This window comes from Pseudomonas sp. (genome assembly GCF_030696055.1).
Taxonomy (GTDB): Bacteria; Pseudomonadota; Gammaproteobacteria; order Pseudomonadales; family Pseudomonadaceae; genus Aquipseudomonas.
This window is the reverse complement of the sequence record NZ_JAUYNP010000031.1, coordinates 1-19,227: the sequence shown is the minus strand read 5'-3', so window position 1 is coordinate 19,227 and position 19,227 is coordinate 1. Positions and strand designations below refer to the sequence as shown.

General features: G+C 60.6%; 16 protein-coding genes and 1 pseudogene. 5 read left to right on the top strand and 12 right to left on the bottom strand.

Translation table 11 applies throughout. The annotated features are described in order from the left end of the window. The first annotated feature begins 72 nt into the window (after positions 1–72). Entirely contained in the window at positions 73–879 is an 807-nt protein-coding gene (locus tag Q8Q83_RS01780; protein ID WP_305620601.1) for a formate/nitrite transporter family protein, read from the top strand. Between the two features lie 71 nt (positions 880–950). Here Q8Q83_RS01780 and Q8Q83_RS01775 read toward each other — a convergent pair whose 3' ends face one another. The 3 genes from Q8Q83_RS01775 to ftsH form a co-directional block, all read right to left on the bottom strand. Further along, the gene (locus tag Q8Q83_RS01775) at positions 951–1,511 is read right to left on the bottom strand and encodes a phosphoribosyltransferase family protein (protein WP_305620599.1); all 561 of its coding nucleotides are present in this window, start codon (positions 1,509–1,511) and stop codon (positions 951–953) included. 15 nt (positions 1,512–1,526) lie between these two features. Then, positions 1,527–2,300 carry a fumarate/nitrate reduction transcriptional regulator Fnr gene (gene fnr / locus Q8Q83_RS01770; RefSeq protein ID WP_305620597.1) on the bottom strand — a complete coding sequence of 258 codons (774 nt, stop codon included), beginning with the start codon at positions 2,298–2,300 and terminating at the stop codon, positions 1,527–1,529. Between the two features lie 101 nt (positions 2,301–2,401). Further along, entirely contained in the window at positions 2,402–4,213 is a 1,812-nt protein-coding gene (gene ftsH / locus Q8Q83_RS01765; RefSeq protein WP_305620595.1) for an ATP-dependent zinc metalloprotease FtsH, read from the bottom strand. A gap of 440 nt (positions 4,214–4,653) precedes the next feature. Here ftsH and Q8Q83_RS01760 point away from each other — a divergent pair, with 440 nt between their 5' ends. The 3 genes from Q8Q83_RS01760 to Q8Q83_RS01750 all read left to right on the top strand — a co-directional run bounded on the left by Q8Q83_RS01760 (position 4,654) and on the right by Q8Q83_RS01750 (position 7,168). Next, complete coding sequence (locus Q8Q83_RS01760) at positions 4,654–5,337, top strand: phosphoribosyltransferase (protein WP_305620593.1); 684 nt, start codon at positions 4,654–4,656, stop codon at positions 5,335–5,337. 19 nt (positions 5,338–5,356) lie between these two features. Further along, the gene (locus Q8Q83_RS01755) at positions 5,357–6,022 is read left to right on the top strand and encodes a dienelactone hydrolase family protein (protein WP_305620591.1); all 666 of its coding nucleotides are present in this window, start codon (positions 5,357–5,359) and stop codon (positions 6,020–6,022) included. A 168-nt stretch (positions 6,023–6,190) separates the two neighbouring features. Next, positions 6,191–7,168 (top strand): cysteine synthase A, encoded by a 978-nt coding sequence (locus Q8Q83_RS01750; protein ID WP_305620589.1) that lies wholly within the window; start codon positions 6,191–6,193, stop codon positions 7,166–7,168. Here Q8Q83_RS01750 and Q8Q83_RS01745 read toward each other — a convergent pair. The 9 genes and pseudogenes from Q8Q83_RS01745 to Q8Q83_RS01710 all read right to left on the bottom strand — a co-directional run bounded on the left by Q8Q83_RS01745 (position 7,165) and on the right by Q8Q83_RS01710 (position 17,751). Continuing rightward, the gene (locus tag Q8Q83_RS01745) at positions 7,165–7,929 is read right to left on the bottom strand and encodes a Mut7-C RNAse domain-containing protein (protein ID WP_305620587.1); all 765 of its coding nucleotides are present in this window, start codon (positions 7,927–7,929) and stop codon (positions 7,165–7,167) included. The two genes, Q8Q83_RS01750 and Q8Q83_RS01745, sit on opposite strands and share 4 nt — an antisense overlap. Before the next feature lie 17 nt (positions 7,930–7,946). After that, entirely contained in the window at positions 7,947–8,777 is an 831-nt protein-coding gene (locus Q8Q83_RS01740) for a vitamin K epoxide reductase family protein (protein ID WP_305620586.1), read from the bottom strand. Positions 8,778–8,937: 160 nt separating this feature from the next. Next, the gene (locus tag Q8Q83_RS01735; RefSeq protein WP_305620584.1) at positions 8,938–9,696 is read right to left on the bottom strand and encodes an ABC transporter substrate-binding protein; all 759 of its coding nucleotides are present in this window, start codon (positions 9,694–9,696) and stop codon (positions 8,938–8,940) included. 490 nt (positions 9,697–10,186) lie between these two features. Further along, positions 10,187–12,379 (bottom strand): bifunctional diguanylate cyclase/phosphodiesterase, encoded by a 2,193-nt coding sequence (locus tag Q8Q83_RS01730; RefSeq protein ID WP_305620627.1) that lies wholly within the window; start codon positions 12,377–12,379, stop codon positions 10,187–10,189. An 872-nt stretch (positions 12,380–13,251) separates the two neighbouring features. Continuing rightward, positions 13,252–13,890, bottom strand: a pseudogene (locus Q8Q83_RS01725) (DNA-binding protein); the annotation flags it as partial. Between the two features lie 202 nt (positions 13,891–14,092). After that, positions 14,093–14,326, bottom strand: a complete 234-nt coding sequence (locus tag Q8Q83_RS20150; RefSeq protein ID WP_371132345.1) for a hypothetical protein — start codon at positions 14,324–14,326, stop codon at positions 14,093–14,095. A gap of 626 nt (positions 14,327–14,952) precedes the next feature. Beyond that, a complete protein-coding gene (locus Q8Q83_RS01720) occupies positions 14,953–15,882 on the bottom strand; it encodes a Kiwa anti-phage protein KwaB-like domain-containing protein (RefSeq protein WP_305620582.1) in 930 nt (309 codons plus the stop codon). Positions 15,883–15,892: 10 nt separating this feature from the next. Then, positions 15,893–16,480, bottom strand: coding sequence for a hypothetical protein (locus Q8Q83_RS01715; RefSeq protein WP_305620580.1), 588 nt, complete (start codon positions 16,478–16,480; stop codon positions 15,893–15,895). 272 nt (positions 16,481–16,752) lie between these two features. Beyond that, positions 16,753–17,751: a DNA-binding protein gene (locus Q8Q83_RS01710; RefSeq protein WP_305620579.1), complete on the bottom strand. Its 999-nt coding sequence runs from the start codon at positions 17,749–17,751 to the stop codon at positions 16,753–16,755. Between the two features lie 180 nt (positions 17,752–17,931). On the opposite strand from Q8Q83_RS01710, the gene Q8Q83_RS01705 reads away from it, so the two are divergent. Further along, on the top strand, positions 17,932–18,903 hold the full coding sequence (locus Q8Q83_RS01705) for a site-specific integrase (protein WP_305620577.1): 972 nt from the start codon (positions 17,932–17,934) through the stop codon (positions 18,901–18,903). The last annotated feature ends 324 nt before the right edge of the window (positions 18,904–19,227 follow it).

Genomic DNA, 19,227 nt, shown 5'->3' with positions numbered 1-19,227 from the left:
ACAGCCGGTGTCCCTGGCGGTGTGTGCATGGCCACCGCCCCCATCAGCGCAGCATTAGCGGGCTGAAGTGCCATGACCGAGCGACATTTATTCAGTGACGCTTACCAACCCAGCCAGATCGCCCAGCGGGTCGAAGAAATGGGCGTGGCCAAGGCGCATGCGGATGCCTTGAGCCTGTTTGTGCTGGCCATACTGGCCGGCGCCTTTATCTCCTTGGGGGCGCTGTTTTTCACCGTGGTGATCACCGGCAACAACCTTGGTTTTGGTGCCACCCGTTTGCTCGGCGGCCTGAGTTTCTGCCTGGGGCTGGTGCTGGTGGTGATAGGTGGCGCCGAACTCTTTACCGGCAACAATCTCTTGGCCATGGCCTGGGCGAGCAAGCTGATCAGCACCCGGGCGGTGCTGCGCAACTGGCTGCTGGTTTACCTGGGCAATGTCATCGGCTGCCTGGGCACCGTGGTGCTGGTGGTGTGGGCCGATGTTGCCAGTCTGGGCGGTGGCGCGGTGGGGGAAACGGCGCTCAATATCGCCCGCAGCAAGGCGCAGCTTGGCCTGGGGGAGGCTTTTGCGCGGGGCATCCTGTGCAACGTACTGGTATGCCTGGCGGTTTGGCTGGCGATGGGCGGGCACAGCGTGACCGACAAACTGCTGGCCATACTGCTGCCCATTAGCGCCTTTGTGACCCTGGGCTTGGAACACTCGATCGCGAACTGGTTCTTCCTGCCATTCGGGCTCGCCCTGGATGCCCAGGGCAGCCTGTCGATGATCGCGGCGGCTAAAAATCTTGCCGCCGTGAGCGCGGGCAACATAGTCGGAGGCACCCTGCTGGTCGCCGGGGTCTATTGGCTGGCTTACCTGCGCGGCGGGCATAGCCCGTAGATACCGCCTTCCCGCTCACCTCAGCTACTTGCATCAGCGTCTGTTATAGCGGGGGGCTTACCTGACAGCGCCTAAGCGCCCCGGCGCACCACCTCGATCCGAAAGTCCTGCTCATAGGGCGGTACGTTGCATTCGATGATGTCGCCAGGCGCGATCTGCAGCCGTACCCCGACTATATCGGCATGCACCGGTTGCTGGCTGACGCAGCGGTCGACCAGCACCGCGGTGCGCACCCGCTGGGCACCCAGGCTCGCCAGATAGGCACAGGTGCGCAGCAGCGAATGGCCGTGGTAGAGCACATCGTCGACCACCAGCAGGCTGGTGCCCGCGAGGTCCAGTTTGGCCAGCTCGGGGTTCTCGGTCAGTGCCGTGTGCGCATGCAACAGGCTGAGGTCATCGGCGTAGCGCTTGACCTTGAGCCCGTACAGCGGCAACTCGGCCTGCCCGGAGAGCCGCGCCAACTGCAGTTGCAGCATGCGCGCCAGGGGTTCGCCGCGGCGCAGAATGCCGACCAGGGCGCTTGGGCCGGGCGGCAGCAAAGCGGCGGCCTGGCACGCCATGGCCTGCACTATCAGTTCGAGCTCTGCCGTGTTGTACAGGCATAGGCGTCGCGCGGTGGCTGCTGTCTGCATACTCTTGGCCTCCGATCACGCGTGGATGATTGCCCCGGGTAGCGCGCCGGCCGGTACGGGGTGGGGCGTCGTCACCCAGAATAGCGGTCGGGTTAGCTGGATTTCACGGCCTTGGATTTCAAGCAGACCTTGCAGACGGAAGCGGGTGAACAGGCGGCTGACCGTCTCTGTGGTCAGCCCCAGGTAGTTTGCGATTTCGCCACGGCTCATGGGCAGGATGAACTTTACCGCCGACAAGCCGCGCCGGCTGTAACGGGCGGATAGGTTGAGCAAGAACATGCTCAGGCGCTGTTCGGCGCTTTCTCGATTGTGGTTGAGGTGTTCCTGCTCCACGTGCAGTTCCCTGCTCAGGGTGTTGAACAGCTGTTTTCTGAGATGGGGAATAGCATCGGCCAACTCCTCCAGTTCAGTCAGCGGAATGCTGCACACCAGCGAGGTCTCCAATGCCATGGCGTAGCTGGGGAAGAGGCTGTTGCCAAAGGCATCCAGCCCGATCAGTTCGCCCGGCAGGACGAAGCCGGTGATCTGCTCAGCGCCGTCCTGATTCAGCAGATAGGTTTTCAGCGCGCCCGAACGCAACGCATAGATCTGCTGCATGGCATCGCCGGCCCGGAACAGGTGGTCGCCCTTGCGCAAGGGCCGATTGCGTTTGACTATGGCTTCCAATCGAGCGGTTTCCGCCTCATCCAGATAGGCCGGCAGACAAAACCGTTTGAATGCACAGTCATGGCAGTTGACTGGCGTCCTGATAGAGCCGTGGGATGAAGGGGCATAACCGACAGTAGGCATAAAACCCCCTGCGACAGCTGTAGATGGAACTCTCCAGTGTAGGTCACTCCCGCGTGGAAGCCTGGCGCCGCCCCGACCAAGCCGCCCGGTCAAGAAGAGGCTCAAGGCTGCAGTGCCAGGGGGCGCAACGGCGGAAAGTCTTCGGGGGTCAGGGTTTCCTTTTCCAGCAGCAGCCTGGCCCCTTGTTCCAGTTCGGCGCGGCGGCTCTGCAGCAGGGCCTTGGCCCGCTCATAGGCCTCATCGATCAGGGCCTTGACGCACAGGTCCACCTCGCGGGCGGTCTGCTCCGAGTAGTCCTTTTCGCGCAGGCTGATCGCATGTTCACCCAGGTAGCTGGCACTCTGGCGTTCCAGCACGGCCTGGCCGAGTTCGCTACTCATGCCGAAGCGGGTGACTATCTGCCGGGCGATATCGGTGACCTTGGCCAGATCGTCCGCCGCGCCGGTGGAAATCTCAGCGAAGATCAACTGTTCGGCCGCGCGCCCTGCCAGCAATACCAGCATGCGGTCCTTGAGCTCGCGCAGGGTGATCAGATAACGGTCCTCGGTGGGGCGCTGCAAGGTGTAACCCAGGGCGCCGACCGAGCGGGGGATGATCGACACCTTATTCACCGGGTCCATGCCCGCCAGGCTGGCCGCGGCCAGGGCATGGCCCATTTCGTGATAGGCCACCACCTCGCGTTCATGAGGCTGCAGCAGGCGTCCGCGGCGTTCGCTGCCAATCACTATGCGTTCCACCGCGGCGCTGAAGTCGGCCATATCCACCCTATCCGCTCCGCGGCGGGTGGCCACTATGGCCGCCTCGTTGACCAGGTTGGCCAGGTCCGCCCCGGAAAAGCCGGTGGTCATCCCGGCTATGGCTTCGACATCCAGATCGTCGCCGGCCTGGATGCGCTTCAGATGCACCTTGAGAATGGCCACCCGGCCGCGCCTGTCCGGGCGGTCGATGACTATCTGGCGGTCGAAGCGGCCGGCGCGCAGCAGGGCCGGGTCGAGAATCTCCGGGCGGTTGGTGGCGGCCAGCAGCACCACCCCTTCGCGCGTATCGAAACCGTCCAGTTCGGCCAGCAACTGGTTGAGGGTCTGCTCCTTTTCATCGTTGCCGCCGAAGGCCCCGGCGCCGCGCATCTTGCCCAGGGCATCCAGTTCGTCGATAAAGATGATGCAGGGCGCGGCCTGGCGCGCCTGCTCGAACAGGTCGCGCACCCGCGCCGCGCCGACGCCGACGAACATCTCGACGAACTCGGAACCGGAGATGGAGAAGAACGGCACCCCGGCTTCTCCCGCCACCGCCTTGGCCACCAGGGTCTTGCCGGTGCCGGGCGGGCCGACCAGCAGTATGCCCTTGGGGATGCGTGCGCCCAGACGGCTGTATTTGGGCTGGTCCTTGAGAAAGGACACCACTTCCAGCAGCTCGGCCTTGGCCTCGTCTATGCCGGCCACATCCTCGAAGGTCACCCCGGTATCACGCTGTACGAACACCTTGGCCTTGGACTTGCCGACATTGACCATGCCGCCCAGCCCCTGTTTGTCCAGCAGGCGGCGAAACAGAAAGGACCAGAAGGCGAATATCAGCAGAAAGGGCAACAGCCAGCTGAGCAGACTGTCGAGCGCACCGCCTTCGCGGGTGCCGCTGAAGCGGACCTGCGACTGGGCCAAGGCCGCGGCCAGCTCGGGCTCGACCCTGACGGTGCTGAACTGGTAACGGTTGTTGATCGGCTCCTTGAGCTTGCCGCTGATTTGCTGCTGTTCGATGCGTAATTCACTCAGTTGGTTGTCCTTGAGCAGACGCATAAACTCGCTATAGGGAATCTGCTCAATGGCACTGCCCGCGCCCCACCAGCTCTGAAATACCAGGAGTAGACTGAAAGCGATCAGGAAGAACCAGAGGTTCCATTGTTGCTGCTTGTCCATGCTGCCTGCCCTTGATGGAGTGTTCGGCTGTCTTGCTAAGCGAGTAGCCCGAGTGACGTATTGATAGCCAGCAACACCGGTACTGTGTAATGCACAGCTATAGCCACTCGACTCTAACAGGCCGTTGAAAAATGTAGGCGAGGCAGCCGAGACAAGGCGAAAATAGGCGAGGAAGCGGAGTTTACGAGCTGTAAATGAGCATTCCGAGCCTGTTTTTAACGCCGTATCGGCAACGCAGGTAGTTTTTCAACGGCCTGTTAAGAGCTTAGAGCAGACAGCAGCAGTGCCATGGCTCTAGGCCCAGGTTTTACCACCTTGCTCTGCAGCCAGGAGCGGCTGCATAGGGCAAGCCAGCCGCAAGACAGCGGATGAGTCCAAGGCCTGGCGCTAAACTGAAGACTCTGCGGGTGCTGACCCAACACCGAGTCGAGGGCTGCTAGATGGCTCGCTACGATTCCCTTGATGTCCCCATCCCCGACAGGGCGGCCGCCGGCCGGGCTCTGGCGCAGTTGCTGGTGGCCTACCGGCAGCGGCGCGACTGCATAGTGCTGGCCTTGCCCCGGGGCGGTGTGCCGGTGGCCTATGAAATCGCCCAGGCCCTGGAGCTGCGCCTGGATCTGCTGTTGGTACGCAAGCTCGGCGTGCCGGGCCATAGCGAGCTGGCCATGGGCGCCATCGCCAGCGGCGGGGGACGGGTGCTGAATCCTGATGTGCTGCAGATGTTGCACATCGACGACGCGACCATCGAGGCGGTTGTCGCCCGGGAAACCCAGGAGCTGCAGCGCCGCGACCAGGCCTATCGGGGGGAGCGCCCGCTGCCGCAGCTGCGCGACCAGCAGGTAATACTGGTCGACGATGGGGTGGCCACCGGGGCCACCATGCGCGCGGCAGTCCAGGCGGTGCGCGGGCAGCGGCCGGCGCGCCTAGTGGTCGCCGTGCCGGTCGCCGCGGCGGACAGCGTGGCGCGCTTGCGCACCGAGGTCGATGAGGTGGTCTGCCCCTTTATTCCCGAGTGGCTGATGGCCATCGGCCCCTGGTACCTGGATTTTTCCCAGACCTCGGACCAGGAGGTGCTGGACCTGCTAGCCCGCGCCTGGCAGCGCGACTGTGAGCAGACGCCGTGAGCGGCGGGAGGTAAGGCTTATGCAAGCGCTTCAGCCACGCTTTCTGCGCGTGCCGCTGAGCGACGCGCAACTGGCGGCCGACCTGCTGCTGCCGGCTGCCGCGCAGGGTTTGGTGGTGTTCGTGCATGGCAGCGGCAGCAGTCGCCTCAGCCCACGCAACCAGCAGGTGGCCCGCTACTTCAGCGAACGGGGGCTGGCCACCTTGCTGTTCGACTTGCTCACCGAGCCGGAGCAGCGCATCGATGAGGTCACCCGCGAGCTGCGCTTCGACATTCCGCTGCTGGGGCGGCGCATCCTCGGCGTGATCGATTGGCTCGCCCGCGACGCCGAACTGGCCCACCTGCGCCTGGGCCTGTTCGGCGCCAGTACCGGCGCCGCCGCCGCCCTGATTGCCGCCGCGCAGCGGCCGCAGGCGATTCAGGCGGTGGTCTCGCGCGGCGGCCGTACCGACCTGGCGGAGCAGGCCCGAGGCCAGGTCGAGGCGCCGACGCTGCAGATAGTCGGCGGCGAGGACCAGGTGGTGCTGCGCTTGAACCGCGAAACCAGCCGGCAGCTGCATTGCACCCAGCAATTGCAGGTGATAGCGGGCGCGAGCCATCTGTTCGAGGAGCCCGGGGCTATGGATGCAGTGGCCAGGTTGGCCGGCGATTGGTTCGAGCGCTACCTGAGCGCCCCGGAGGAATAAGCCCCCTCGGCGCAGGCCACGTGACCCAGACGCGCGCTGCGCAAAGCTAAGCGCAATGCCTGCGCCTTGCGCCATTCATTGCCGCGGAGCCGCCGGCCGACCGCTGCGCGTGCGGCGGCGCCGGTCGCCGCTAAACTGGTAAAGAGCAGGGCAGGCTGGAGGTGGAGCATGGCGATACGCGAGGGATTTATCGGGGCCATTGGCGACACACCGCTGATCCGACTCGGCAAGCTCAGTGCCGAGACCGGCTGCGAGATCCTGGCCAAGGCCGAGTTTCTCAACCCCGGCGGCTCGATCAAGGACCGCGCGGCCCTGGGCATCATCCAGGAGGCCGAACGCAGTGGCCATCTGGGGCCGGGCGGCACCGTGGTGGAAGGTACCGCCGGCAATACCGGCATCGGCCTGGCGCATATCTGTGCGGCGCGGGGTTACCGTTGCGTCATAGTGATCCCGGATAACCAGTCGCGGGAGAAATTCGACCTGCTGCGCCAACTGGGCGCCGAGGTGCGCCTGGTGCCGCCCAAGCCCTACAGCGATCCGGACAACTACCAGAAGATCGCCGGCCGTCTGGCCGCCACACTACCCGGGGCGATCTGGGCCAACCAGTTCGACAATACCGCCAACCGCGAAGCCCATTACCGCACCACCGGGCCGGAGATCTGGCGCGATAGCCAGGGCAGGGTGGATGCCTTCGTCTGTGCGGTCGGCACCGGTGGCACCCTGGCCGGCGTGGCGCGTTATCTCAAGGAACGCAAAGCGGATGTGCGCATCGTCCTCGCCGACCCCATGGGCAGTGCCCTCTATCACTGGGTGCTGGACGGCGAGTTGCGCGCCGAAGGCAAGTCGGTCACCGAAGGCATAGGCACCAGCCGGGTGACCGCCAATCTGCAGGGCACACCGATCGACTCGGCGCTGCAGGTGGACGATCAGCAGTGCGTGGACATGCTCTATCGCCTGCTGCGCGAGGAAGGCTTGTTCGTCGGCGGCTCGAGCGGCATCAACCTCTGCGCCGCGCAGCGCCTGGCCCATGAGCTGGGCCCGGGGCACTGCATAGTGACCTTGCTGTGCGACCGCGGCGGGCTCTACGCCGGGCGCCTGTTCAATCGCGACTGGCTGCGCGAGGCCGGCCTGCGGCCACCGGATTAGGGCGGGCGGGTTTCCAGCGTCGCGGACGCGAGCAGCGGTGCCAGCAGGGCGCACATATTGCGCCAATGGCTGCCTTGCCAGTACAGACGGTGACAGCCATCGCACTGCAGGAAGCGCGAATAGCGGCAACCGATGCGGCTGGGCAGGCGCTCGCGGGCTTCCTCCAGATCGACCAGCCGCAGCGCCAGGTTGCAATGCAGGCACAGGCTGAAGGGGCGTACGCTGCGCGCCAGATCGAGCCGCTCGAACAGCTCGCGCAGTTGTTCGGCCGGTTTGCGTGCGTGCACATAGCAGCCGTGGCTGACCAGCCGGCGCTTGAGCAGTTCGCGGTCGCGGGTCAGCACGATGCGGCCTTCGCGGGCGGCCGTTGCGGCTATCTCCAGGTCGTCGAAATGGTTGTCGTAGAGGCTGTCGAAACCGGCCATGCGCAGCAGGCGGGCCAGGCCGCCGAGGTGGGCGTCGGCGATAAAGCGCAACATGCGCAAGGGTTTTTCGCGCACCTTGAGCAGGGGGCTGATGTCCAGGCGTTCGAACTTGGGGTAGACCGCCACCCGGTCGCCGTCCACCAGCAAGCGCTCGAACCCCACCGACTCGCCATTGACCAGCAGCAGTTCGACCTCGGTATGGGGCACGCCGAGGGCCTCGATCATGTGCTTGGTGGTGGCCGCGCGCGCGCAGACGCAGTCGAATGCCTGGCGTCGGCGCTCGGCCGGGAGGAAGTCGTTGAGCTCCTCGTAGAAGCGGAAAGTGGCGCGGACCATGGTTCAAGCATAGCCCCTCAGGGTGCGGCGTTCTCGCGCCATTTGAAGCGCGAGTAACGCGCCAGCTCCACAGTGCTGAGCGACTGCGAATAGCGCTTGCCGCGAATGATCCAGGTCGGATAGCCGGTGATCTTGGCCTCGATACAGGCGGCGGCCAGCAGGCCCTTGCTGCCGTTCGGCGTGCATTCGATATAGGGCAGGCGCTCGGCAGACCCGCCGAACAGGCGTTTCTGTTCCTGGCAGATCGGGCACCAGAATGTCCCGTAGAATTTCGCCCCAGTGCGCTGCAGGTGCTCGGCCAGCGCCTGCAACTGGGGCTCTTCGCGGGGGACGAGGAGGTCGCTGTGATACAGGTGCAGGGCCGTCAAGGCCAGCAGCACCGTCAGGCCGCTGCGCATCAGCCAAGGCCGCCAGGGCACGGCAATGGGCGATTGCGGGCGCTTCAGGCTGAGCCGGGCACAGATCGCCGCCAGCAAGGCCAGCGACAGCAGACACCAGGCGCAGAGTGCCTCGAGTTCGAGCCAGCCGATCAGGCTCAGGTACAGGCTGATCGCCAAACCGAACAAAGCAACCAGCCACTGCCGACGCCAGCGTGGCAGCTTGCTCGGCAGTCGCCAGGCGTTTAACGCCAGCACGCCATAGAGGGCAAAACCCCAGAGTGACACAGGCATGCCCAATAGCTGCGACCAGCGGCTTTGCTGAATCCGTTCACAGGGCGAGTCTTGCCCACAGAATAGCGGGGCGCTGTCGCTTAGCGCGGTAAAGCTCAGGTAGCCGCTCAGCAACATGCCGCCCAGCGCCAGTAGCAACACTGGCCAGTCGGGTGCAACCCCTCGGCGCTTTTCCATTCGAGCCTGTGCCGCAGGACCTGGACGGTGCGTTTTTCTGCTGGGTTTCTTGCTCATAGGGCCAATCGATCCTGATTTTTCCTGCCCAGGCGACAACGTTCAACAAGGCTGCTGAACGACAGGGACGGCCTGCTGACGGCTGGCGAGGAGGGGGCCGGCGTTATTTGTATTGATTGATGATGTCCAGATAGCGCTGTTGCTGCTTCAACTTGTCCAGCCCGGTTTGCAGTTGCTGCAACGGTTGATCGTCAACGTCGAGGCTGAAGGCGTAGTACATTTCGCCATCCTTGAGCACATAAACCGCCTCATAATCGCCGCTGTTGAGCCCCAGGCGCTTGATAAACCAGGCCGCGGTCACTTCATCGTAAGCCCATAGATCGATGCGGTCCTTGCTCAGCATATGGGCGATCGACACCGCGTTAGCCGAGAGTTGCAGGTCCTGGTCGGCAATGCCCAAATCCCTGAGCAGCAGGTGACCGATGTCGTCGCGGATCGCCCCAATCCGGTAGTTGGCGATTTCGCTGACCGCGTTCAGCTTGAGAGCACGCGCCTTGCGCGCCAGCAACACGACGCGGGTGGTGATGATAGGTCCCACCCATTTGAACAAGGGCTCGCGAGCCGTCGAACGGGTCATGGCGAACAGCATGACGCCAGGGCCTTTCTGCACCAACTGGTAGCCCCGGGCCCAGGGCAGCGAGCGGATATCCTTGCGCTCCAGCGGCAGGCCGGCGGCTTCGGCCGCTTCCAGCAACACATCCACCGAGATGCCGCGGGCGATGCCGCTCTCGGTGTAGTTGTAAGGCGGGAACTCTTCGGTATAGACATGCAGGGACAGCCAACCGTTTTCAGCTAACGCGGCCTCGGCACTTAGGCCGACAAGCAGGAAGAGCATAAGCGCCCGATAGAATCGACGAGTCATACCGCCCACCTTTATACCAATGAAAGCGGAACGCTTCACCGCAGCTCCAGTTAAACCGCGTTGGAGCTAGTTCAGATCAAGCGCGTGTGCAAGAAGCACTTAACTCAAGCATAGCCAGCGAAATGCTTGCCGTTGTGGCCATGAAATTCATGGCGATAACCTCCAAGGCGTTCCGGGCCCGCGAGAAGAGGAGGGTGGTGTTGCGCATATCGCCAATGTTGATGCTCTGACCGCACCAGATGAGGAGGCCCAGCGCAGAGGCTTAGCGGGCAGCTGGATGTTAATGCTGCGCAGAAGGTCCTGGCGGCAACAGGCTATGGCGGTTGATTTTCGGTGGCGTATCGGCCGAGCAGTGCAAACAGGAATTCGCTTGGCTGGCTAGCGGTCTGGCGGCAGCAAGGGTAGGCGGCGCACTGAAGATTTTGGGCGGTATTTTGCTCTTCTCGTCGAGGATGCCGCAGCGCTTGCCCAGGCCAGAAAACCAACTGTCCTAGGTCAAACTGACGCGTGCAGGCCAGGCGCTTTGGGGGGCTGTATCGAAGCTATACAGCAAGTCTTGCAGCGCCTGCAGCGGCAGTGGCCGGCTAAGCAGATAACCCTGGATAAAGTCGCAGCCGTGTTCACGCAAAAACTCCAGCTGTTGTGAGGTTTCCACGCCTTCGGCGACCACCTTGAGCTTCAGGGTGTGGGCCATGCCGATAATGGCCTGCACTATGTCCATGCCCTGCTGGGACTCCGGGATGTCCTGGACGAAGGAGCGGTCGATTTTTAGGGTGTCCAGAGGGAGGCGGCGCAAATAGGCCAGCGATGAGTAGCCGGTGCCGAAATCGTCGATCGAGAGGGATACGCCAAGGTTGCGGATCTGCTGCAGCAGCTCTGCGGCGCGGTTGATATTGCCCATCAGCGCGTTCTCGGTGACCTCCAGCTCCAGCCGCTGGGGCTGCACGCCAGTGCTCTGCAGGGCGTCCCGCACCTCCTGAACGAGTTCATCGCGCCCCAGGTTGAGCGCCGAGCAGTTCACCGCGACTTTCATCTCGGCAAAGCCCAGCTCGCCAAGCAGCTTGAGATCGTGGCAGGCGCGGCGTAGTACCCAGGCATCCAGTTCGGCGATAAAACCATTGGCTTCGGCGATGCCAATAAAGCGCTCCGGTGTCAGCAGGCCATGTTGCGGATGCTGCCAGCGCACCAGGGCTTCCAGCTTGCTGGGCTGACCGCTGCGCAGGTCGAGAATCGGCTGATAGTAGAGTTGCAGGCCATGTTCTTCGCGCAGCGCTTCATGCAGCTCCTCTTCCAGTTGCAGTTCGAGGGAAACCTTTGCTTTCAGGTGCGAGCTGAAGAAGTACAGGGTGTTGCGCCCGCAGCCTTTGGACTGATAGAGCGCCAAGTCCGCGTGTTTGAGCAGTTCCTCGCAGGTTTGGCCGTCTTCCGGAAGCAGGCTGATGCCGATGCTGGCAGTCATCACCAGGCTACGGCCGAACAGCGCAATCGGGTCTTTCATCTTCTCCATCACCCGCTGCGCCAGTTGCCGTGCCTCATCGTCACTGTGCAGGCTGGCGAGGATGCAGAACTCATCGCCACCGAGCCGGGCGATCACATCGTGCTCGCGCACGGTGCCGCGCAGGCGTTCGGCGACCACCTTGAGCATCTCGTCGCCGGCGTCGTGACCTAGGCTGTCGTTGATCCGTTTGAAGTGATCGATATCGAGAAACATCACCGCCAAGGCCTGGTTGCGCTGGATATGCTCTTGCAGCTGTTCCGCGAAAAGCTGGTTGAAGCCGCGGCGATTGAGGAGGTTGGTCAGGGCGTCGTAGTGGGCGGCCTGCTGCAGCGAGGCGCGGGCGTGGTCGAGCTGGTTGAGCAGAGTATTGACCCGAAGCAAGTCGCGCTCCTTGCTCTCAAGCTTTCTATCCGCCCAGGCCGCGCTGAGACCGCTACCAATGATCAGCAGCGCGATCAGGCCGATGGTCAGGCCCAGTTGCAGGCTGTTTTCGGCGGGTTGCAACTGCAACGGAGTGCCAAGCGGAACCACCAGGCTCAGTGACCACATGCCGGTGAAGTGCATGGAGACGATGGCTGCGCCCATCACCAGGCTGGCCAGGTACTTCAGCATCTGGTGAAAAAAACCATCGCTATTGCGGAAATACAGGGCCAATAACAAGGCGACCAGGCTGGCGGCGAAGGCAATCAGGATCGACAAGGCGAACAGCCAGGGCTGGTAGTACTGGATGGCGGGGGAGCGGATCGCGGCCATTCCGCTGTAGTGCATGGCGGCAATGCCGAGGCCGATGCAGAAGGCCGCGAGCAAGTACCGGGACAGACGCAAGTGCTCGTGGCCGAGTGTGTACATGGCCAGCAACGCGGCAATAAAGGCGGTCAATAGCGAGGCGGCGGTGGTCAGGATGTCGTAGTGGATCGGGACCGGTGCCTGGAAGGCCAGCATGGCGACAAAGTGCATGGACCAGATACCGCCGGCCAGGCAGAAAGCGCCGACCCAGCGCCACATCAGCCGTGCACCGCGACGTTCGGCATGCCCCACGCGTTCCGCCAGGTTAAGGGCGGTAAAGCTGGCGGCCGAGGCGACCACATAGGCCAGGAGCACCAGCAAGGGGTTGTAGCTGCACTGGAGGATGATCTGTCCGTCTGCCGGCAGATCAGCGATAAAATGCAAGCCCAACCAGTCCATAGCGCGCATTCTCCCGTTTTTGCAGCCAGCACTTTCTGGCGACAAGGGTCGTGGCAATGTGGCGTCAGTATAGAAGGTGCGCAGATTTTGCAAGGTTTGACGATGTGTTGACGCCAAACAACTGGCAATGCTGTTCAAATTGCATCGCCAGATTCCGGCGTGCCTACCAGCTTGCTCATTACTGAAGACGGTTTTGAATATCCGGAATACTTCAGCCTGAACGGACGGACTGTCCTGGCGGTTCTCCAGTGATTCACCCAGCTTTCGAGCGAGCTGCGAAGCGGCTCGGTTCAGAGCGACAAGGCCGGTAATTTCTATTTACTGGTGGTATGAGCCGCTGTGCCAGACCAGTAGCCAACGCAAGCTAAATTTGTCATAAGGCTACATTATGCGAAGTGTCAAAACGACAGCCGCGAGTTCTCTAACTAGGTTGGCAGCCACCGCCAGCTCTCAGTAAGTTCGCATAATGTATATTATGTTAAACGCAAGACTATGCTAGATCTGTTCACGAGCGCTGCCGTTGATTGGACAAGGCGTCTGTTCGTATAACTAAATTTTAGAATTTTCTGCAACTAAACCCTAGAAACGGGCTTCTGTCCTTCCATTCTAGAGTTTAGTTAACTTTTTTACCGGTTTGAGCCGCGGGAAATGTCTCCCATCCGCCGATTCTAGAGTTTAGTTAGCGACGCAGCCCATGGGATCTGACGGACCGAGGCCTCGTTCTTCCATTCCAGAGATTAGTTAAAAACTGGACGCACTTGGTTCGATCCGTCATACGGTTTCCAGGCGACGTAGCTTCGGCTAGTCGATGCTCTGGAGGCGGCTCTGATTGTTGGGGGCGTGGAGCGTGAGGGTCATGTGCTGCTCGCATCGGCTGCGCGCTCATTTTGCTGCTGCCGAACTTCAGCAAGCAGGCGCGCGTTGTCGCGGTTTATCTGTGTCAGTTCGTCCTGTTTGACGATCAAGGTCTGCTGTAGCTGTAGCTGTCGCAATTCCACTTGAACTTGCTGGACCTGGGTTTCATGCCGGCGCTGTTCTTGCTCACGCTGCTCTTTACTGGCTTGCCGGTAATGCTCCAGCGCGTCACGGGCATGCTGATGCTTTTCCTCTAATGAGCGAATTTGGCTCTCCCGATCAGCTAGGCGCGCGTCTTTGTCATCGTTTGCTTGGGTCAGCCGGCCATTCTCCAGCTGGGCCAGCTGGTGTTGATGCTGTGCTTGGTTCAGGGCTTGCTGCGCGACATTGAGCTGCTCCGCAAGCATGGCGGACTGGCTTTCCAGCTGCTGGATATGGGCTTCGGCTTGCCTGATCTGATTCTGGTAGTCGAGCCGCTCCCGTGCCAGATGCTCTCGTTCCTGGGCTATCGAAGCCTCGGCTTCTTCCCCTAGCTGATCAGCGAGATGGCTCACCAGGCTGACCAATTGCTCGCTGAGCTGAAGTTGGCCCTCTGCCCTGCCCCCTTCGGTCTCCTCGATCTCTTTCAGGTATCGGTGGTTAGTTTTTTCTGCTCCCCCAGCACTGTCTCCAGTGCTCGCATTGCTCGAAATTATCAAGCGCGCATCCAAACCCTATTCAACGTCGTGAACCCTGGGCTGCCGAGTGCGTTCTGCTGTACACATCTTGCAGGTCCGTGATGGTCATGTGGGTGTAGATCTGAGTGCTTTCGATGCACTGGTGCCCAATCGACTACGCTATAGCAATCCATCTCGCTAGCTAATCGATTCTGTCGACCTGGGCCGCCGACATACTCTTTGGGAGGCCGTAGCTCTGCCGCACGAGCTCAATCGCCTGCTCGATAGAGATCGAGCCCTCTACAAATCGCGCCAACTGTTCTGCTGCAATCGGCGTCTGCTGACCGCCCTCCAAGGCGATCGTCGCCCGAGCATATCGGGCAGCAGCCTCTCGGCGCTTTTGTTCAGCGCTAGAAATCACGACATGTCTCCTCATGGATATCCCGCTATGCCGGATGGGACCACCTCCTGCCAGCAGGATGACTTAGTGCTGGCGTGCCAATGGGGTGGAAGAGGGGTTATGCCGAGATAAGGGGAAAAGTCACTCCCCCCCCTTCTATTTACTGATGATCTTAAACTCTTGATTTTGCGAGCGTTGAATCGCCCTCGATGCAATAACTGATCCGCGCACGATCAAGGTGCCGCGGCTTGTGTTCTGGTTCGTCGCCGTTCTATTCGTTCGGCCCGGTGAAGTGCCCGCCAATACCCGCCCTACCTAGTCATTCATTCATAGTTAAAATATCAAGTTTATGGTGAAAGCATAACCTCGATAATTTCCATATAACTCTATTCTGTCAGGAATAGGTGCTGCTGGACTGGGTCACTGGCGACAGCTTCTAGCCCAGGTTAGCAATTTTTACCCTCCCCCGAAAATGTAAATTGAACGCTGAATTGGCTGTAACCATCTAATCCATATCCGGTATTTTAGATTTCAGGCTCCTCTTTAGGGGGGGGGCGGGGTGAGGGTGATTTCACTCACTTCCCTTCTAAACACCCATATGCTTCCAGCTCATCGCTGTCTCGATGACCTGTCTAAAAGCGCATCTGGCGTGAGTCTGCTCTTTAGTTTACCGCCACATCCGCAGCATTTTGGACGTCATACACACGGTGCGAGAAATGCGACATCAAACGGTGATCCAGTAGAGCTTGGAAAATATCCTTGCAGGTCTCAGGCGACGGCACAATCTTACCGACGTCATCAAAAGTGATGTTCAAACTAAACTGTGCGTGGGCTGCGCGCAGACTCGCCATAAAATCAGGGTTGCGATAGTGCCCTTTCTGGCGAATAGCCGATGCCCTACGCAATTGCATTTTGTTGTCCCCCACATAAGCAATCAGCGGTTGCATGTCGGTGAATACTTCAAAGAACTCCGGTTCAGCTTGCAGCGCGCCGAAGTCCTCTTTATGTGCCTGCTTGTAACTAAGGATGGACTCGAAGCTTGGCTTTGAGCAAACGAGAACATCCTCCCCAACGATGAAGAAATCCACGTATTTGGACAGGTTGAACCCCGGTTTATCATCGAGCCCCAACTCATGGTCGGAGAATACGGCAGAAATGATCTTGAGCGACTTCTTCGCCTTCCACGAATCATCCGTGCGCCGCACGGCATAAATCACTTTATCGCCCGAAACCAGCTTCAACGCGTAGAAGCCCGCATTGCTGATGTCTTTGAGGTTGATCACCTTCTTCGCTGCAACCTCATCGACAGCCTGCGCCACAATCAACCCTGCATGGGTTTCCAGGGTAGTGATCGTCAGCACGCTAGCCTCGTTGTTCTGCGCAAGCAGGCCGTATTCCTGCGTCTCGTTTATACCTTCACAAGTCGTCTGCACTGCCGATTTGATGGCCTCATTCAACGCATCGCTGGTGTCCACCCAGCGGCCGGTAAAGACAGGTCTTTTGTCCTTGCCGGTCGACTTCTTGAAGGTCCACAGCGTCACTGTGGCGTGTTCCAGATCGAATTCCTTGAGAGTTTCTAGCGCTCCAGCCATGGCGTATTCCTTATTCTTTGATGATCAACACATCCTCGAGGGCGCGTTGTTTATGGGTTTGGTTGGGAAACAGGTCGACCTTCGACAAACAGACGCCGCTAAGGACATTCGGGCTCTGCGCGAAGCGATAGCGAATCTCGTAGAGCTTCCAGCCAAAAACGATTAGGAGCGGGTTCAGGATGATCTGGCCAGACTTGTGGGTAATCCAGAACAGCCACGCCAAGAAAATTATGAAACCAATGAACTTGCTGGTTTCCTGATAATCCAGGCTCATGAAAGACACCACATAAGGCAGCACGTAATTCATCAAATCCGAAGGAATGTGTCGAGCCTCCTCGATGGCCACCTCCAGCCTCGGCTTAACGCAGGTCAAAGTAAGCAGGGTAAAGAGAAAACACATCAAACAGACTGCGAACAACGACAACGCCATGAGCGGATTCCGTAAAGGGATGTGACACTGGCTGGTAAAGGCCAGCCAGTCACTGCACCACGGTAAGGACAGCGCTTCATACTGGTAGTCTTGTGTCAGCAAGATCATGCTCAGCGGCAGGTAGGAGCCGATGTAAATCATTGCTGCTGCGTACGTGCGAAATTTCATATGTATGCCTACTTCCCTGCCTATCCCGATCCTATTGCTTCATTTAGCGTACTAGCGGCCCAAGCAATTGCGTAATCAGGGGCTGCGTCGGACGCCGTGCCTTCGAGGCTGCAGGGGGACGCGTCTTGGCGTGCAGTTTCAACGCTGCCGTGGCCTCGGCAAGGCTTATCTGTAGGCTCTGTACGCGCTGGCGCTGCGTCGAAACGACTGCGCTGTCCGTTCATTGGCAGTCTCGGGTAGTGTCATCTGCCCCCCCTACTCAGCTTCTGGCCTCAGTGTGCCGGATCATTTGCTACGTGCGCCAGCGGTGCCCCGAGTAGCTTCAGCTGTGCAGCGGCTTCGATCAAACGCTCCTGCAGACCCTGCGCTTGCTGTGCCTGAATCACGGAGGCTTCGCCCAGCCGGGACACCTCCTCCTGCAATGTGCGACAACGCTGTTCCAGGGTTTCATTCGCGCGCTCAACGCCGGTCAGTGCGCTCTTGGCGGTTTCTAGGGCCTGGGTCTTCTGCGCCAGAAGCTGTTGTTGCGCATGCTGCTCTTTCTGCAACTGCCGCGCCTCGGCGAGCAGGCGCGCATTGTCGCGGTTCAGTTGGGTCAGTTCGTCCTGCTTGATTATCACGGTCTGCTGAAGTTGCCGCAGCTCCAGTTGCAGTTGTTGCACCTGCGACTCGTGTCGGCGCTGTTCTTGCTCACGCTGCTCTTTGCTGGCCAGGCGATAGTGTTCCAGAGCATCGCGGGCATGCTGATGCTTTTCCTCCAGCGAGCGAATTTGGCTGTCGCGGTCCTGCAGGCGCGCGTCCTGATCGCGGTTAGCCTGCACCAGGCGGGCATTCTCAACCTCGGACTGCTGGCGTTGCTGCTGCTCCTGCTGTAGCGCTTGCTGAATTGCCTGAAGCTGTTCCGTGAGCCCGCTGCACTGACTTTCCAGTTGCTGGATACGGCTTTCAGCCAGCCGAGTCTGGTTCTGGTAGTCGAGCCGCTCACGTGCCAGTTGCTCGCGCTCCTGGGCCACGGCGGCCTGCGCGTCCTCCTTTAGCTGATCCGCCAACTGGCCGACCAAGTTAGCCAACTGTTCGCTGAGCGGGATCGCGGCCGTATTCCGGCCGCGCTCGGCGTCTTCGAGTTCTTTCAAGTAGCGGTGAATGGTGGTTTTCGAGCCGGTGTTTCCCAGTTCGACGCGCACCGCGTCGATGCTGGGGTTCTCGCCCCGCGCCAGGATGGCCTGTCGCGCCTTCTGAACCAGCGCCTTGTTAATGCCGCCACGGGCCATGGTGTGCTCCTACGATTTCGTAGTGGATTACATACCATGTATTTACATGCCAAATTGATCTGAAGTAAAGCCGGATTCAGTGGCTTAAATCAGATAAAGTAATGAAAACTTATTCAATAGGATGGGCAAAAACGGTCGCTAAGCAGCCGTTTTTCAGTACACAAAGGGCAACCTCGGACGATGAAGAGCGTCGAGCGCTATCTGCAAGCCGGTACGCGGGAAAACACCCGGCGTAGCTACCAATCGGCCATTGAACACTTCGAGGTGGCCTGGGGTGGATTCCTGCCCGCGACCGGCGACAGCATCGTGCGCTACCTGGTGGACTATGCCGACACGCTGAGCCTCAGCACGCTCAAACAGCGCCTGGCGGCCCTGGCTCAGTGGCACATCAACCAGGGTTTCCCCGATCCGACCAAGACACCCACGGTGCGGCAGGTGCTTAAAGGCATACGTACCCTGCATCCAGCGCAGGCTAAGCAGGCCGTTCCGCTACAGCTGAAACATCTGGAGCTGGCGGTTCAGTGGCTGGAGAAGGAAGCTGCACGGGCTCAGCGGGACGGATGTCTTGCAAAGCTACTCCGCAGCCGCCGCGATGCGGCGCTGCTGCTGATCGGCTTCTGGCGGGGCTTTCGCAGTGACGAGCTATGTCGCCTGCGGGTCGAACATATCCAGGCCGAGCCCGGCGCTGGAATGAGCCTGTTCCTGCCGCAGAGCAAGGGAGATAGGGATAACGTTGGCACGACCCACTACGCGCCGGCGCTGAAGCGCCTGTGCCCAGTACAGGCCTACCTAGACTGGATCAGCGTGGCCGGCATCGCCCGCGGCGCGGTGTTCCGCCGCCTGGATCGCTGGGGACATCTTAGTGAAGACGACCTGCATCCTGGTAGCCTGATCAGTCTGCTGCGCCAGATCCTGCAGCGCGCCGGCATTCCCGCCGAGCTGTACACCAGCCACTCGCTGCGCCGTGGCTTTGCCACCTGGGCCACGGCCAATGGTTGGGATCTCAAGGCACTGATGACCTATGTGGGCTGGAAGGACATCAAGTCAGCCATGCGCTACATCGACCCCGCCATTTCCTTTGGCGGTTTAGCCGCGAAACAACCCCTTGAACCTAACGCTAATGCGTTGATTCAACCGCCATCAACTCAATAATCCGAATGGGCGGTCTTGCTCCATCGTGCTCAGCACAGTGGTCATACGCACGTCATTGATGCTATCTGCGAGCAGCACCGCAAGTGCTGGCCCTACTTCCCCCGCTATAGTAGCGTTGAGCCATCCGTTCGGAATGGCTGAGCTGGAAAGCTATTCCTAGATTGAAACCTTGCGGACAAGCGGTGACCGGCCATGAAATGGCCAAAAACCGGGTGGCGGGTCACTCCTCAAGGCGATTAGGCTTAAGAAGTTCTCCGCTCCTAAGCCTCTAAGCGGGGCTTTGAAATTACTGCCATTTTTCTATGAGTAAGATATGGAAGTCCT